Source organism: Subtercola sp. YIM 133946 (genome assembly GCF_036553535.1).
Classification (GTDB): Bacteria; Actinomycetota; Actinomycetes; order Actinomycetales; family Microbacteriaceae; genus Subtercola.
In genome coordinates this window covers 1-15,757 of record NZ_JAZHPE010000039.1, presented here as the reverse complement: position 1 = coordinate 15,757, position 15,757 = coordinate 1, and the positions used below count along the sequence as shown (strand labels likewise).

Below are 15,757 nucleotides of genomic sequence, written 5' to 3'. Positions count from 1 at the left end.
ACGATACGGATTCTTCAGACAAACGATTGGATCAGCATGAACACGTCGTCCGAGGCCCTCATCGGTGCAGATGCGAAGAACGGACCAGCAGCAATTGATCCGCTGCAGTTTCGTCGGGTTCTCTCCCACCTACCCACCGGGGTGACGGTTGTCACAGCTCACGGAGAGTCCGGCCCCATTGGCATGGCCGCGAATTCGGTTACGTCGGTGTCGCTCGAGCCGCCTCTGATTCTCATCTGCCCTGCTAAGTCTTCATCGACCTGGCCGAAGATTCAGCAGGCTGGATCATTCTGCGTGAACATCATGGCTCGTCACCATGAAAGTGTGACCCGTCAGTTTGCGGCTCGGGATGCGGACCGATTCGTCGGCGTAGGCTACACCAATCGACCCACCGGCCCTGCGCTGAGTGACGCTGTCGCGTGGATCGAATGCGTTCAGGAGAACGAATACGACGCGGGCGACCACACGATCGTCGTGGCGCGAGTCGTGGCAATGGAGGCTGCGACCGGGGGAGATCCACTCGTCTTCTTCCGCGGCAGCTATGGTTCGTTCTCAGTGCCGTCCGCCGACTAGGTCGGCGCACTTATGGGATGGACTCTACGACCGCAGGCAGTCGGTGTCTGGGTGAAGATTCCGGCCGTGGAGGTCGTCGAGGTGCTTGCCGCGGCCGGCGTCGACTTTGTGGTGATCGACCGCGAACACGGTGCGATCGATCTTCACACGATGACTACACAGCTGGCGGTAGCTCGGGCACTCGGTTTGCCGGCGTTCGTCAGGGTGCCGGCCGCTGTGCTGGCAGAGGTGCAACCTGCGCTTGATGCTGGAGCAAGCGGAGTATTCTTGCCACACATCGACGACGCAGCAATCGCTCGCGCCGCAGTAGACGTGTGCCGGTTCCCTCCAGTCGGTCATCGACACGGAAGCCCGACGACTCGGGCCGGCGACTGGGGATCCATCGGCATGGCCGAACTTGTTCGGCGCGGTAACGAGCAGGTCATGGTGGTCGCTCAGATCGAAACACCGCAAGCCGTGACCAACATCGACGACATCGCCGGTGTCGGCGGCCTCGACGCCCTCTTCATCGGGCCGTTCGACTTGTCTTTGTCGAGTGGGCGCTCCGTAGACCATCCGGACTTCATCGCAATGGTTTCGAGGGTGGAAGACTCCGCGCGGATGAAAATCCCGCTCGGCGGCGCGGCGCACGGGCATGACGCCGCCCGGCGTTTGGAGGCACGCGGCTACGACTTCACGATGATTGGTGCCGACACAACGCTCCTCGGAGATAGTGCGCGAGTGCCCAGTGCGGGTCGACAGTCATGACACATGTGACGCCGGGGGCGGCGGCCGCGGCTCCGTTCCTTCAAACGACAGCGCTCGGTGACAGAGCAACTCTGAGCGCGCACGTACAGACGCTGGTGACTGACTTGTGGTTCGAGATCGACCACCATGGCGGGGAGAATGCGTACACATACTTCACACCCGATGCCGAGTTGCGTTTCGCAAACGCGATGTTCACCGGCGCCGAGCAGATCAGGGGTGCGTATCGAGACCGTGCCGCCCGTGGTGCGCGCGTATCTCGCCATCTCGTATCGAATGTGCGTATTCACGATGTGAGAGACGACTCCTTTCGCGCGGTCTCGGTTCTCGTGTTGTATGCAGAAGACGGCGAGATTCCTCGCACGCTCACCACGCCGGTCCTGGTCGCCGATGTCGTCGATGAATTCGTCTTTTGGGACGATCGGTGGCTCATTCGCTCGCGATGGATCAACTACCTTTTCATCGCCCCGACAACCGAACTCGCAGTTCCGCGAGAGTAAACCCCTCGATATGACCGGAAGGTCGTGCACCATCGCAGCTACAGACGAGTTCGCGGTTCGACCCGTGACATTCTTCGAATCGACTGCAATGCCGCAGCCGCAAACGAGCGAGCGTCACTGGTCGCACTCTGTTCGGGCCCAGAACTTCCTTGTGATTCTCACCTGGGCAGACGAAGGCGAGGTGCTGGATGAGCTTCCCACCGTCGACGAGTTCGCACTACTCGTGCTCGACGGCACGGTTGCCGACATTTCTCATGATTCTGGCCAAGAGGGCCAGGCCGTCGGTCCGGCCCTCGTCATTGCACCTGCGGGCGAAACGACGATTCGCATTCGCCGCGCCGGATTTATCGTTCGCGTGATCAGTGCCCGAAACGACGTGGTCATGACGGCCGTCAACGCCGAGACCTACGCCACTGCAGACCCTGCGATCGCGCCGATACCGTCGGCGCCGTACTTCGTTGGTCCTGAGACTCTTCGCTTCATCTCTGTCGAACACGTACCGGAAATTGCGGGCCGTCTGGGGCGCATCTATCAAACGGACTCGTTGATGATCAACTGGTTCGCTCCGCAGGATGGGCCACGGAACACCGACGAACTGTCGCCCCATCACCACGACGACTTCGAGCAGGTCTCTCTCACGCTCGGTGGCGACTTCATCCACCACATCAGGGTGCCCTGGACGAAACGGCTGCGTGACTGGCGCCCTGACGAACACATTCAGGTCGCCAGCCCGTCGGTGACCGTGATACCGCCGCGCAACATCCATACCACCCGCGCAGTCGGCAGCGGGTCACACCTTCTCGTTGACGTCTTCGCACCGCCGCGAACCGACTTCTTGAGCAAGGGGTGGGTTCTCAATCAGGCCGACTACCGTTCGACCGCGCGATAGGTTCCGAAGTCATGATCTTCACGAAGTCAGAGCAGGAGCGCCGGTGGAGCGCCACGCGACAGCTGATGCAGAGCGAGAAGCTCGACGCCATCGTCGCTCGCGGCACGGCCGCCGCAGACGACGGCCAGGGCCACTATCGCTGGTTGACGAGCGAGGGTCCGTTGGCCGGCGACAGCCTGGTGGCGCTCACCTCCGACGACGCCGCGCTGTTCTCGCGCGGTGGGCCACCCGCGCAATGGGCGGAAGCCTGTTCGTGGTTCGACTCGGTGGTGAGTGCCGCCAGTATAAACGCGGGTGGGCTGCGCGATGCGGGGCTGCCGCAGGCGGCCGCGGCTTGGCTGAAGCCGCGACATGTGCGACGCCTCGGTGTCGCCGACCTTTCGACGTTCCCTCACGGTGCCATCGAAACACTGCGCGATCAGCTGCCCGGGGTGGAGTTCGTCGAGGTCGGGCCTGCCTTTCTGCTCCTGCGCAATGGCAAGAGTGCAGAAGAGCTGGAGGTCATCCGGCAGAGTGCCGCCATCGCTGACGACGTGTGGGCACATGTCAGAGATTTCGTCGCGGTGGGCCGCACCGAGATAGAGGTCCTTGCAGATATCGAGCACATGCTGCGCCTAGCGGGTTGCGTGGGGAGTTTTGACGTGGTGATGCACCTCAACCGCGGCGTCGAGTACGATCGCATACCGTCGAACCGTCGATTGCAGCAGGGGGACGCAGTTCTTCTCGAGGTCTCGCCGCGCTTGCATGGCTATTTCACTCAGCTCGTCAGCGTTATCAGCCTCGGCGCCCCGACCGACGAACTCGCTCACGCGTTCGAAGCCTCTACGACCTCACGGGCCGTCGGTGCTGAGCATATACAGCCCGGCATTGACGTGCAGGCAGTCTCACGGCAGGTAGCCGACTGCGTGTCCGAGTTCGACGTGCGCCTATCGGGGCCGGTCTTCGGTCACATGCTCGGTCTTGAACTCGAGGAACCACGCATCGGTGCGAGCTCCTACCCGCTTGTGGTCGGGTCGACCTTCGTCTTCCACCCGGTGATCACCACCCCGTCTTACCCGTTCGTGTTGCGGGGCGACACATTCTGCGTGAACGAAAACGGCGCAGAACGACTCAATCGACTGCCGGAACACATCATCGAAATCTAGGGGCACGTTGCTCGAACGGATGCGGTCAGCTGCTCATTGCGGCTCGACGGCGACGTTTAGTACACTGTACGAATGAGCAATGAAGCCACCAGAACAGAGGAAGTCGTGCAAGAACCCGAGCGGCGCGGATTCGGCACATTCGGTGTGCCTGAGGTCAGGCAGGTGGTCGCTCTCGGCCGCTCGATCCTCGACCGCCTGCACAGTCCGGAAGGAGACGCGGATGCCCAGCGTGCCCTGGTCGAAGGCATGCAGCCGTTCGGCTCTCCGATGGCCCCGGCAGCGCTGGAGCAGATGCGCCCGCTCATGAGCTTTCGGAGCGACTTCTTCGACCAGGAGCTGATCGACGCGCTGGCCGGCGGACTGACTCAGGTCGTGAACTGCGGTGCGGGATACGACGATCGGGCACTCCGCTTTCGCGATTCTGCCGTGACGTACTTCGAGCTCGACGTACCGGACGTCGTCATCGACAAGAAGGAGCGCCTCGAACGGATCGGCGCGGACACCGCGCGTTATTCGCTGGCCGGAGTCGACTTCGAAGTCGACGGCATCTCGGAAGCGCTGGATGCCCTCGGTCATGACCCTCTGAAGCCGACGCTGTTCATCTGTGAGCACCTATACGTTTTTCTGACTGAATCGGCGGTCATCCGTCTCTGCGAAGGCCTTTTTCGCCGAGCGGCGCCGGGCAGCAGACTCGTCGCCACGATCGAAGTCAGCAACGACGGACTCGACCCAGCAGAGGTGCTCGTGTCGAGCAACTCGTTGTTTGGAGGCACCGCCCCCTTGAAGACGATTCTTCCTCGCGCGGAATGGCTGTCGCGACTCGACGAGGCTGGCTGGCGGGTCGACAACCCTGACGTGGTGCGCACGATCAACCACACCGACCAGATTCAGACCCAGGAGGTCGCCGCCTCGGTCTGATAGGCGGGCAGTTGCCCGAATCCAATCCCCTCGTATCAACGATGCTCATGAGAGATGAATATGCCGAGTTCACACGATGCGGCCTACGCCGCACTCCTTCACGAGGAGTATTGGAAGCCTCTCTTCGAGCACCTCTCTGCCGGCCCATCGACCCCTGACCGCTGGCGATCGGGTATCGAAACGGTGGACTCGTGGAGAAATGAGAGTTCGGCACCTCCTCCCGAAGTGAAGTCCTACCATCCGGAAGTCGAGTTGCGATCCGGGCTCAACGCCGCGATTGCGGTTCCCAAGGGAGACGGGCCGTTTCCGGTATTCGTCATCACGCACGGCCCCGGCCTCACTGCCGGTAGCTCACGGCAGTACCGGTATCTCACACAGTTCATCGCGTCACACGGGTACGTGACGGTCACTCCCGACTTTCGGCTGGCACCCGAGCATCCTTTCCCGGCCGGATTCGACGATATGCGATTCGCGCTCGAATGGGCTCGAGATAACGCGCACGACTGGAACGCCGACCCGTCACGCATCGTGCTCTGGGGCGACTCTCTGGGCGCGGCGTTGGCCCTCGGGCTGCTACTCGACCTGCAAGACAGACCGGGAGCGCCTCGAGTCAGCGCATTCGTCGGTTCTGAAGGGGAGTACGACCTCAGCGCACCGGCCATGGCGAACGGCAATTCGGTCAAATGGTATCCGGGCGAGGGCGGAAAGGCTGTCTTGACCGATCGGCGGGTCAGCCCACTGCTGCATATCGCGAGGGGTGCGAAGCTGCCCCCACTGCTGTTGGTCACAGGCTCCGCGGGGGCCACTCTGACCGCAACTCTCGATCTCGCGAGGAAGCTGCACGAAGAGGACGTGGAGTTTCAATTGCATACGATCGCCGGTATGGGGCACGACTTCATGAAATTCCCCGAGCTGGAAGGCATGCGCGAGGCACACGAGCTCATGTTCGATTTTTTGAGCCGCGTTGTCTAGCTTCGCGGTGTCTCAACAACTCTGAAGCTCGCCTCCGCGGCGTCGATGAGCGACAGATCGGAGTACCGAGGGCCGACCAGCCCGAGGCCGACCGGGGCGAAGGCGTCAGAGCCAGGAACTCGGACAGACAGCGCCGGGACGCTCAGCCCGGGTCGGCCGCCGATCGCCGCGATGCACGTCAGCCGAAGGGTGCCGGCCCGCACCACTTCGATCTGCTCGACCGTCGCTCTGAGCGATGGTGCGGCAGACGACGCAGACGGAAGAAGGAGAATTCGATCTCCGAGCACCTCGTCGATGCGTGCCCGTGCATCCTCGAGCGCACTGCGCGCAGAAGCTTCTTGCCGGCCAGAGATCGTCGCCGCGAACGCGAATCGGGCAGCGATGTCTGGCCCGAGGGCTCCTGGGTGTTGGGTGATCCACTTGCCGTGCGTTCGCCAGACCTCCGCCGCTTGTATGGTTCGAAAAATTGTCATCAGTTCGTCGGGATCACCCAGTTCGACAGCTTCCCCATGTGCGAGCTGCTCGAACGCGTCGCGCACGGCGGGTTCGGCATGCGCAGTGATGGCGGGAGCAGTCACGAACTCCCGCAGAGCGGGCCGCTGGGCGCGCAGATCGACGGATGCGCTGGCGGCCGCCCGAAGCGTTTCTGGGGCAGCCGTCAGCCACCCCGCGGCGTCGAAAGAGGGTGCCATGGCGACGGTGTCGCGCAGCGAGACGGCATCGTGAGTGCCTCGGAGTCCCCACAGTCCTTGATACGACGCCGGCACGCGAACCGATCCTGCGGTGTCAGTACCGAGGCCGATGGACGCTTGTCCCAGCGCAACGGCAGCCACCGGGCCGCTCGAAGAACCTCCCGGAATCGCGTGAGGCACCGCCGGATTCGGGGGTGTGCCGTAGTGAGAGTTCGTTCCCGCCAGACTGTAGGCAAACTCGTCCATGTGTGCGATTCCGGTCACCGACGCGCCTGCGGCGAGCAACGCTGTTACGGCCGGCGCTGTCGCGAGGGCGGGCGCGGATTCGGCCAGGTACTGTGGCACGCCGGCGCCTACCGCGAACCCCGATATCGAATAGAAGTCTTTCACTGCCACAGTCTCGCCACGGAGAGTCCCCTCGGCGGCACCTGCGACAAGAGGCGAACCGACAATCCGCCACACCGTTCGATCGACTCGATCGACGTGAGGCTCGGGCGTACCGGTCATGGCTGGGCATCCTTCACTGTAGGCAGGGGTGGCTTATAGTGTTGCATACCAAATGAGACTAGTCTCATTGTCAATCGCGACGCAGTGTGGCGGAACCGAATCGAAGGACGTAGATGGTGGATCACCGATTGCGCGACGAGGCCCGAGCGGCGTCGTCCTGGAGAATCTCAGACGATCGCAGAAAGCCGCAATGGAGGTCGTAGGGCGCTATCGCATCGCAGTCGATATCGGCGGGACCTTCACCGACTCGGTTGTGGAGTCGGCCGACGGGCAGGTCTGGTCTGCCAAAGCTCGAACGACGCCTGACGACCCCTCGCGCGGAGTACTTGATTCCGTGCGTGCCGTTGCTGACAGCATGGGACTGACCTTGGGTCGTCTGCTCGCCGCCTGCCAGACGTTCCTGCATGGCTCGACGGTTGCTACCAACATCATGATCACCCGTACGGGAGCACGCACCGCCCTGCTCACCACGCGCGGTCACGAAGACGCCATTCGCATCGGCCGTGGGCGACAACGCGTGGCGGGGTTATCCGAGTCGGAGATCACTCACATCACGCAGCACAGCAAACCTCGTCCGATCGTGCATCCGCGTGATGTCGTCGGGGTCAAGGAACGCGTCGACGTCGACGGCACGGTCGTCGTATCCCTCGACGAAGAACACGCTCGACGAGAACTCACCCGACTCGCTGCGCAGGGCGTGCAATCCGTTGCGATCAGTCTGCTCTGGTCGATAAGCAACCCGGATCATGAGCAGCGGTTGCGCGACATCGCGCTCGAGGTGATGCCGGAGGCGTTCGTATCGATCTCGTCAGAAGTTGCGCCGGTTCTGGGCGAATACGAACGAACGACGTCCACCGTCGTCAACGCCTACGTCGGGCCCGCGGTGGCACGGTACATCGGCCGCCTCGAACTCCTGTTGGCTGAATTCGAGCTGACGGCTCCGATTGTGTACACACTTGCCGACGGTGGGCTGGCCGACGCCGAAACCGTGAAGCGCCGGCCTCTGGCGACGCTCGACTCTGGCCCGGCAGCGGGTGTGCTCGGAGTCGCGGCCCTCTCGGACACCCTGACCAGTAGGAATCTGCTGTGCTCGGATGTCGGCGGTACGACATTCGACGTCGGCGTCGTCAGTTCGGGCGTCGTGGAGCACGACGCGTACCCGGTCGTCGATCAATACGAGCTGCGGCTGCCGAAAGTGCTCATCAAGTCGGTCGGGGCAGGCGGCGGCAGCATCGCGCGGCTTGACGCGAGGGGTGTGCTGCGGGTCGGCCCACAGAGCGCGAGCGCATCGCCCGGCCCGGCTTGCTACGGCCTCGGCGGAACGGCGCCCACGGTCACCGACGCCTACCTGGTTCTCGGCTTCCTCGATCCTTCCGCTCCTCTGGCTGCCGGAATCGTGCCCAATCTCGAGGCAGCGCGCGCGGCCCTGATGGCCCTCACGTCAGATGAGCGCCCCAGTGTCGTCGACGTCGCGGCCTCGATTGTGCGCATCGCAGAGAGCCAAATGGCCGACCTGCTTCACCGGGTCACGATGGAGCGCGGAGTCGATCCTCGCGAGTTTGCGCTCGCCGTATATGGAGGAGCTGGTCCGCTCTTCGGCCCTGCCATTGCCGACAATATCGGCATCGAGACCGTGCACATCATGCCGAATCCAGGCTCGTTCTCGGCGCGCGGAATGCTGAAGACGGCGCTGAGCTGGACTGCGGAGTCGTCGTTCCTCGCGAAACTGCCGCTCACCGACGATCGCGTTGGGGATTTGCGTGATTGCTCGTCAGAACTCGCGGCGGAGGTCACGAAAACCTTGTCGCGGCATGTCTCCAGTGACCGCGTCAGCCTTCGAGTCTCGGTCGGCATGCGATTCGCATTGCAGTCGCACTCCATCGACATTCCACTCGATCTCAGCCGCGCGTCGCTGACCACGGAACTCCGGGCGGCGTTCGTCGCGCGGTACCGGCAGTTGTACGGGCCGAACAGCATCTACGAACCAGGGACCATCGAGATCTCTTACGTGCGCGTGATCGGTTCGGTTTCAGCGGATCAGGAGAACTCGGTGATGCAGGAGGCGAAGCCACGAAACGGGAACACTCAGGTGACGCAGACGCGACCGGTTTACTTCGCTGCCACCGGTTGGGTGCAGACGAGCATTCTGCGCGAAGGTGATTTCCTTGACGGCATGACCGTGACGGGGCCGACGATCGTGCACGGCCCGGGCGAGACTCTCGTCGTACCGCCGGGCTGGCTCGGCAGCTCCACCAACCGGCTCGTTACTCTCCGAGCCTCTGGCCGAAGTCGTGCCGCCGATGCCGTGTCCAAGCGGAAGGGGGCGACGCGATGATCGATGACGTCACATTCGAGGTGATGCGACACCGGCTCTGGGAGATCAACAACGAGATCGGGGTTCTTGCAGCCCGCATGGCAGCGACCCCCGCGGTCTACGAGACGGGCGACTACAACACCGGGCTTCTCGACCGCCATGGGCGCGGAGTGTTCTCGGGCGTGGGCGTCATCAGAATGGCAACGGTGCTCGACCTGGTCGTGGCGAGCGTGAAATCGACGTTCGGCGAGTCGATCGGACCAGGCGATGTCTTCCTCACGAACGACCCGTTCGCCGGCGCCTTGCATGCAATGGACGTCGCTGTGGTCGCTCCGGTTTTCGTCAGCGAGGCGCTGGTGTCGTGGACAGGAATCGTCTTTCACGAGCCCGACGTGGGCGGCCCCACCCCCGGATCGTGGTCAGTCGGCGCAACGGATGCCTACCAGGAGCCCCCATTGATCCCACCGCAGCGCATCGTGCTTCGAGGCGTGCTGCAGCGAGACATCGAGGCAGCGTTCCTTCGCAACTCGCGAACACCAGAGGCCCTGGCTATCAATCTCCATGCCAAGATCGGGGCCCAAGAGCTGGCTCGCGTGCGTATCTCCGAGGTGATCGAAGAAATCGGCATCGACGACTATGTCGCTCTGCTCGAACGAATCCTTCACGACGTGCGTTCAACAGTGCGAGAGCAACTCGCAGTGATGCCAGACGGGGAGTGGCAGGTGTCGACCTACATCGACCACGACGGAGTGACACCAGCGATCTACGAGCTAAAGCTGACGGCTCGAAAGCATGCCGATCGGCTCGTTCTCGACTTCACAGGAACAAGCCCCCAAGCTCCTGGCCCGATCAACTGTGCCTGGAGTGGCCTGGTCGCCGGCATCTTGGAGGTACTCGTGCCGCTGTTCTGCATCGACCTGCCGTGGTCGCATGGAGCTGTTGCAGAGTGCTTCGAGATCGTCAGCGAGCCAGGCACGATCAACAATGCCACCCATCCCGCACCGACCAGTATGGCGACCATCAACGCCTGTCAATCGACGAGCGATCTTGTCTGGCAGGTTCTGGCCATGATGAACGGCTGGGTATCTTCGCGTCGAGCCGAGGTGATCGCGGTCGGCTACGCCGGTGCGAACTCGGGGGTGTCGAGCGGACGGCTGGCAAACGGCTCGCCCTTCGTGCTGTCGCTCTCCGGACTCGGCGGGGGCGGCGCTCGATTCGGGCACGACGGAGTCGACAGTGGCGGAAACATCATTGCGCCGATCTTCGCCATACCCAATGTCGAGCGGCTCGAAAGCCTCTCGCCGCTGCTCTGGCTGTGGCGACGGGAACTCCCCGACAGTGGCGGTGCGGGCGAATGGCGCGGCGGTATGGGCGTGGAATTCGCTGTCACGCTGAGGCCGCCCGTCGAGCAAGCCGAGGTGACGGTATTCTCGACCTCGTGGGCCGTGCCCGCTACGCGAGGAGCACACGGAGGTTTCCCGGGTGGGCTGCAGAGCAACGTCTTCTTCAGCGGCGTGGATGTTCCGAGCATATTGGCGGGAGACGGGTTTGCGGATGCCCTGCAAGCGGGTAGCGCGCACGAACTCGTTGGAGCGGGCAAAGCGAGACTCATCCTTGGTCCGGGCGATGTGTGGCTGAGTGAGGCGTCGGGCGGTGGTGGCTTCGGGGATCCGCGTGCGCGCGATGTGCAGGCGATTCTCGACGATGTACTCTCCGGTCGTGTCACGGCAGCACACGCTCTCACGGGCTACGGCGTGCAGATCACGAACGGACCGGACGGGCCTGTCGGCGTCCGCGCGGAGGAGCTTTCGCCCCTCCGTGAGCTGGAGACATCCGCGCTCAGCGGCTCATTCTTCGATTTCACCGACGGCAAGTACCAATGCCGGCGTTGCTCGACTCGATTCGATACGCCGACCGCGGCTCGTCGTTCGCTGTCGTTCGCACACGCCTCTCCGGTCAGTCGGTGGTCGGATGGCGCAGGCTTCGGCTTAGCTGTGCTGTCGTGCCCGGGGTGCACCGCCATATTCCGCGTAGACGTGCACCGGCCTGGCTCGACGGAGGGAGATACCGCCGAACATCTGGCATCGAAAGGGGAGGGTGTCGCGTGAGGATCTGCCGGTTCACTTCGGGTCGTTCCGCTCCTAGCTGGGGAATCGTCGAGAACGACCTCGTGTTCGAGCTCACGGGTGATCCGTACGATTCGCCTCTGCGCGGAGAGCTGGTCGGGGCGCTGAGCGACGTGTCGCTTCTGGCACCCACAGTGGCATCCAAAGTCGTCTGTGCGGCAAGGAACTACCGCACCGACGGTCATGTCCAGAGTGACGAACCAGCGTTCCCCGTTCTGTTCGGCAAATACCCCAACTCGATCATCGGGCCCGACGCGCCGATTGAAATCCCGACGGGGGCGTCATCGGTGTCGTTCGAAGGCGAGCTGGCCGTCATCATTTCTCGTTTGGCTACGGCAGTGCAGCACGATGACGCGAAAAACTACATTGCCGGGTACACCTGCGCGAACGACGTGACCGTGAGTGAGTGGATGTCTCCCGAGCCCCAGTGGCTCGAGGCGAAGAGCTCAGACACGCTCTGCCCGCTCGGCCCATGGATGGAGACTGAGCTCGATACCGATTCTGTTCGTATTCGCACCTCGGTCAACGGAGAGTCGAGACAAGATGGCACAACCGCGGGCCTCATTTTCACCGCCGAGCAGATCGTCGTGCACATCACGAAAACGATGACCCTCTACCCGGGAGACGTTATTCTCACGGGTACTCCCGCCGGAGTGGGCAAGATGTACGGGGGCGACGTCGTCGAGGTGCAGATCACCGGGCTGGGCACACTGCGCAACCCGGTGATCTGCCGATGATGGTGCGGGCTAGATCGTTGCCGTCAGAAATTGGGTCTGGATCTGAGCGGTCTGGCCGTCGACGGGAACTGCGAAGTGATCGACGGCAGTCAGAATGCCGACATCTTTCACTGTCCACCCGCTGTCTGCGAACAGGGTGAGCCAGGTCTCGCGCGAAAGAATCGTGTGCAGAGGTGAAGTGCCTCCGAACATGACCTGGTCTGCCGTCGATAGCACCTCGGCGCTGTCGAAGCCCTCCGGATGCACCTCGGCAGTCACGGCCAGAACGCTTCCTGGCGCGGCACTGCCCGCCATCCCCGTGAGCAGGATTTCGACATCGAGCTGCTCGAGGAAGAGAAAGAGATGCTCCGCGAGAAAGAGTGAAGGCTTGCTTCGGTCGTGGCCGGCTCGGTTCAGAACCTCGCCGATGTCGTCGATATGGAGATCGGCTGCGGCGAGCACGAGCCCCGTCTGATCGGCTCCAGCCTTCTCGAGCTGAGAACGCTTTTCATCGATCACGTGCGCAAGATCGATCTCGAAGAACGTGACATGTGGATCGCGGAAGCGAAGTGCGCGGTCGTCGAAGCCGACACCGATGTTCACAATCTGCGTGACGCCGCTCGTGATGGCATCGACCACGAGCTGATCGAAGTACGGTGCGCGCGGAGCGAGGAGGTCGAGCAATGCTCCGCCGATCTCAATGGGTGTGCCGTCGTCGCCAACCGCTTGCATACCGAATACCAGTGCGCGCTGCGCATCGGGATCTCCGCCTACGGTGTGGGGCCGTCCGGGGAGTTCGGCGCGGCCGATCGAGACGAACTTACGGATCATGGTCAAGGTCGGGTTTTCTTCGGACATGGCGTTCTCCTTTGTATTCTTCATGAGGATCTGTGGTTACTCGGCATGCTGGGCGATGCGCTCCAGCAGGGTCTGAAGGGTGCTGCGCTCTGTCTCGTTCAGCGGTGCGAGCAAGCTGTCGTCGACACCGGCCATCGCTGAGTCGAGCCCTTGGATCAGAGCGGCTCCCTCGGGCGTCGCGAACACGCGTTTGCTGCGATCGTCTCCGGGTTCGATGCGTCGCTCAACCAGACCGCGTTTTTCGAGTTTCTGCAGCATGCTCGACGCGTTCGCTTCGCCGCGTCGTGTCGCCGCGGCGACATCTCGTTGGATGGCCCCAGGATGCTCGAGCAGATAGCCGAGGATGAAACCCTGTTCCAGGCTGATGTCGCGTTCGCGAATCCACTGCTCACCCGCACGGCCCTGAATCTGCACGATCTGACGCATCAGCACAAAAGTGCGGCTGCGCGCAGGGTTCGGGTGTTTCATCGGGGCCCCCGCTCGATCGGGCGTGCACTTCTGGCGCGGAGAACCGCCGCGATCGCGGCGCCGAGTGTGGCTTCACCGAGCTCGTTCGGATGCAGGTGGTCTCCCGAGTCGAATTCGTCGGCCAGCTCTGAGGGTGACGACGGTGACCGGATCGCCTTGTCGAAGTCGACCATTGCCGGTGCTGAGACACGGATCCATTCGTTAACTTCGTTGCGCAGACGGTCACGCGCAGCATCGAGCCCCTCGGCGCCCATGAACGGGGTGATGGTGGCGACAAGAACGTGCAGTCCCGCGGCAGCCGCTCGATCGATCAATAGCGAGTACGCATCGATGATCTCTGCCGCAGTCGGCAGTTCGTCTGCCGGAGTGACAGAACCTGGAAGGCCGAGATCGTTGGTGCCGAGTGCGATCACCACATCGGTCACGCCAGCAATCGCCAGAACGTCGTCGTCGAAGCGGCTCAGCCCGGAGCGGCCGAATGATGCGGTCTCAGGCCCAGGATCGACGCGCAACCGGTTGCCCGCGATCCCCAGATTCAGCATCACGACATCGCGGTCGCCGGCGAGCAAATTCGCCGCCTCTTCAGGCCATCCACCCGCCGTGATCGAGTCTCCCAGGCATGCAACAACTGCTTCGGCCTTGTGCCCTTCTGTCGCGATCGCTCGGAGGAATGGCACTGGAATCGCCATCTCTGTGCCGTCTGGCGCAGGGATCATCGGTGTGGCGACAGCGGGGAACACGCGAGATCCGACATGCTCGCCGGGCGCGGAAAGCTCGAGGGGCGTGCGGGCGAAATTCCCGGTCTCGTGCCTCGTCGTCTCGGGCAAGTAGAGATCTACGACGACTTCATCACCGCGGCGAACCGCTAATTCGATCGCATCCGACCAACGGGTTTCTCCCGCTGGAATATTCGCCGCTACGGAGCCATCGAACAATATCGGCGCGCTGGTGTTTGTCACCGAGACCGCGGCGCCTCCGATGACTAAGGGAGTCTCGCCGAACGCATTGCTGAGTTCGATCCGAAAGCGATCTCCGGCCGTGGTCAGCAGAACACGCATACGAACCGTGACATTCGTGGAGGAACTATCGAACGCTCGCACGTCGGCCAAAGCTCGTACCCAACCCACCTGCCAGTTTGTCATCGACATACCGAACTCCTTTCGAGGAAATTCTCTTGTTTCTTGCTTAATTAGAACTCTAACACTTTAGTGATTGAGTGTATAGTGATTGAGGTAATGACCGGGCCCGAAGCTGAGGGCTACGGTCGTCACTTCACGAAGAGTCACTAACTAAGGAGACAAAGATGCAGAAAAGTCAGCCTGGGTACGTATTGCGATTTAAGGCAAAGCCAGGGAAGGGCGACGAGCTGTTTCAGGTATGCAATGACCTTCACTACACGGGAGACCCAGACGGCCCCGTCGACTGGGTGCTTTCCCGGTCCGTCGAAGACCCCGACACATTGTGGGCATTCGAGTTCTACCGCGACGACGCGTCGTTCGATCGGCACTACTCGAATCCGGCGCTCGATGACGGGCATCAGAAGGTCATGGACCTGCTCGCCGAGAACGTCGAGGAATGGGGCGTGCGCGAACACGTGAAGATCGAATCTTCGAGCTGAGGGGCTGACGCCTGCAACGGACACGGCTCGCGGTTTTCCTCGCATCAACCCGGGTGGCGACGGTCGCTGCCACCACCCGGGATTGATCAGGACTGCGGGATGTACGTGGTGGTCGCCAGGGCGCGACTCGCCGCGATTTCCCCGGTGAGCGTCTCAAACGCGCCTGCGGCGATCGCGAGAGAATCGGAGCAGAGCAGCTGATGTAACGGCGCGTCCCCGTCTCCGGCGGTGAAGATGATCGCCGCAGCCGAGCGACTGCGGCTTGAGGGAGTCGGTCTGCATGCAGCCGGGCTCGATTAGGTTCACTTTCACGCCGAACTCGCGGATGCCTTGGGCAACGGGTCCGGTGAGCCCTTCCAGTGCGTACTTTCCGGCGGGATACAAGCCCCAGCGGCGAGGGTGGTGAGGCCGAGGATCGAGGAGACGTTGACGATCTGGCCGGACTTCGCAACACGGAAGTCGGGCAGGATCGTGCGCCGCAAGATGCCTGGCCCCTAGTTTCCTGGGTTGGGCCGTAGGGGTGCGCTGCTGGGGAGTAGCGTCGCGGAGGATGTCTTGCACAAGAAACAACCGAAGTTTTTTCCTCGCTGGTCGTTGTCGGCCAGACCGCGCTTGCCGTCGTCGTGGGCGGATTTATCTGTGTTGCAGCAACACAGGCGCCCGCCAACTGCTCGATTGGCTGTCGGCGACGGTCTAAAACTGGGCCGTTGTGACGTT

15 protein-coding genes are annotated in these 15,757 nt (G+C 62.7%); 11 read left to right on the top strand and 4 right to left on the bottom strand.

Annotated elements, in window-relative coordinates:
• Nucleotides 1-36 precede the first annotated feature (36 nt).
• The 7 genes from V3W46_RS12685 (at nucleotide 37) to V3W46_RS12655 (ending at nucleotide 5,741) form a co-directional block, all read left to right on the top strand.
• On the top strand, nucleotides 37-573 hold the full coding sequence (locus V3W46_RS12685) for a flavin reductase family protein (RefSeq protein WP_331783487.1): 537 nt from the start codon (nucleotides 37-39) through the stop codon (nucleotides 571-573).
• A gap of 12 nt (nucleotides 574-585) precedes the next feature.
• Nucleotides 586-1,320 carry an HpcH/HpaI aldolase family protein gene (locus V3W46_RS12680; RefSeq protein ID WP_331783486.1) on the top strand — a complete coding sequence of 245 codons (735 nt, stop codon included), beginning with the start codon at nucleotides 586-588 and terminating at the stop codon, nucleotides 1,318-1,320.
• Complete coding sequence (locus V3W46_RS12675) at nucleotides 1,317-1,817, top strand: nuclear transport factor 2 family protein (RefSeq protein ID WP_331783485.1); 501 nt, start codon at nucleotides 1,317-1,319, stop codon at nucleotides 1,815-1,817. The genes V3W46_RS12680 and V3W46_RS12675 overlap by 4 nt, the downstream gene beginning before the upstream one ends.
• Before the next feature lie 223 nt (nucleotides 1,818-2,040).
• Entirely contained in the window at nucleotides 2,041-2,706 is a 666-nt protein-coding gene (locus V3W46_RS12670; protein ID WP_331783484.1) for a hypothetical protein, read from the top strand.
• 11 nt (nucleotides 2,707-2,717) lie between these two features.
• Nucleotides 2,718-3,851 carry a M24 family metallopeptidase gene (locus V3W46_RS12665; RefSeq protein ID WP_331783483.1) on the top strand — a complete coding sequence of 378 codons (1,134 nt, stop codon included), beginning with the start codon at nucleotides 2,718-2,720 and terminating at the stop codon, nucleotides 3,849-3,851.
• A 72-nt stretch (nucleotides 3,852-3,923) separates the two neighbouring features.
• Nucleotides 3,924-4,769, top strand: a complete 846-nt coding sequence (locus V3W46_RS12660) for a class I SAM-dependent methyltransferase (protein WP_331783482.1) — start codon at nucleotides 3,924-3,926, stop codon at nucleotides 4,767-4,769.
• Nucleotides 4,770-4,994: 225 nt separating this feature from the next.
• Complete coding sequence (locus tag V3W46_RS12655; RefSeq protein WP_331783481.1) at nucleotides 4,995-5,741, top strand: alpha/beta hydrolase; 747 nt, start codon at nucleotides 4,995-4,997, stop codon at nucleotides 5,739-5,741.
• Here the strand turns inward: V3W46_RS12655 and V3W46_RS12650 are convergent.
• Nucleotides 5,738-6,940 (bottom strand): amidase family protein, encoded by a 1,203-nt coding sequence (locus tag V3W46_RS12650; RefSeq protein WP_331783480.1) that lies wholly within the window; start codon nucleotides 6,938-6,940, stop codon nucleotides 5,738-5,740. The genes V3W46_RS12655 and V3W46_RS12650 overlap by 4 nt on opposite strands.
• A 190-nt stretch (nucleotides 6,941-7,130) precedes the next feature.
• Between V3W46_RS12650 and V3W46_RS12645 the strand changes: the two genes are divergently transcribed.
• Genes V3W46_RS12645 through V3W46_RS12635 form a run of 3 tightly spaced genes read left to right on the top strand, consistent with a single transcriptional unit; the run spans nucleotide 7,131 to nucleotide 12,117 of the window.
• A complete protein-coding gene (locus V3W46_RS12645) occupies nucleotides 7,131-9,275 on the top strand; it encodes a hydantoinase/oxoprolinase family protein (RefSeq protein WP_331783479.1) in 2,145 nt (714 codons plus the stop codon).
• Complete coding sequence (locus V3W46_RS12640) at nucleotides 9,272-11,362, top strand: hydantoinase B/oxoprolinase family protein (RefSeq protein ID WP_331783478.1); 2,091 nt, start codon at nucleotides 9,272-9,274, stop codon at nucleotides 11,360-11,362. The genes V3W46_RS12645 and V3W46_RS12640 overlap by 4 nt, the downstream gene beginning before the upstream one ends.
• Nucleotides 11,257-12,117, top strand: coding sequence for a fumarylacetoacetate hydrolase family protein (locus V3W46_RS12635; RefSeq protein WP_331783477.1), 861 nt, complete (start codon nucleotides 11,257-11,259; stop codon nucleotides 12,115-12,117). The genes V3W46_RS12640 and V3W46_RS12635 overlap by 106 nt, the downstream gene beginning before the upstream one ends.
• Before the next feature lie 9 nt (nucleotides 12,118-12,126).
• Here V3W46_RS12635 and V3W46_RS12630 read toward each other — a convergent pair whose 3' ends face one another.
• The 3 genes from V3W46_RS12630 to V3W46_RS12620 are packed head-to-tail and all read right to left on the bottom strand — an operon-like array spanning nucleotide 12,127 to nucleotide 14,570.
• Nucleotides 12,127-12,954 (bottom strand): class I SAM-dependent methyltransferase, encoded by an 828-nt coding sequence (locus V3W46_RS12630; RefSeq protein ID WP_331783476.1) that lies wholly within the window; start codon nucleotides 12,952-12,954, stop codon nucleotides 12,127-12,129.
• A gap of 36 nt (nucleotides 12,955-12,990) precedes the next feature.
• Complete coding sequence (locus V3W46_RS12625; protein WP_331783475.1) at nucleotides 12,991-13,422, bottom strand: MarR family winged helix-turn-helix transcriptional regulator; 432 nt, start codon at nucleotides 13,420-13,422, stop codon at nucleotides 12,991-12,993.
• Nucleotides 13,419-14,570, bottom strand: coding sequence for a GDSL-type esterase/lipase family protein (locus V3W46_RS12620; protein ID WP_331783474.1), 1,152 nt, complete (start codon nucleotides 14,568-14,570; stop codon nucleotides 13,419-13,421). Before V3W46_RS12620 ends, V3W46_RS12625 begins: the two co-directional genes overlap by 4 nt.
• 155 nt (nucleotides 14,571-14,725) lie before the next feature.
• Here V3W46_RS12620 and V3W46_RS12615 point away from each other — a divergent pair, with 155 nt between their 5' ends.
• A complete protein-coding gene (locus V3W46_RS12615) occupies nucleotides 14,726-15,040 on the top strand; it encodes a putative quinol monooxygenase (RefSeq protein WP_331783473.1) in 315 nt (104 codons plus the stop codon).
• Nucleotides 15,041-15,757 lie beyond the last annotated feature (717 nt).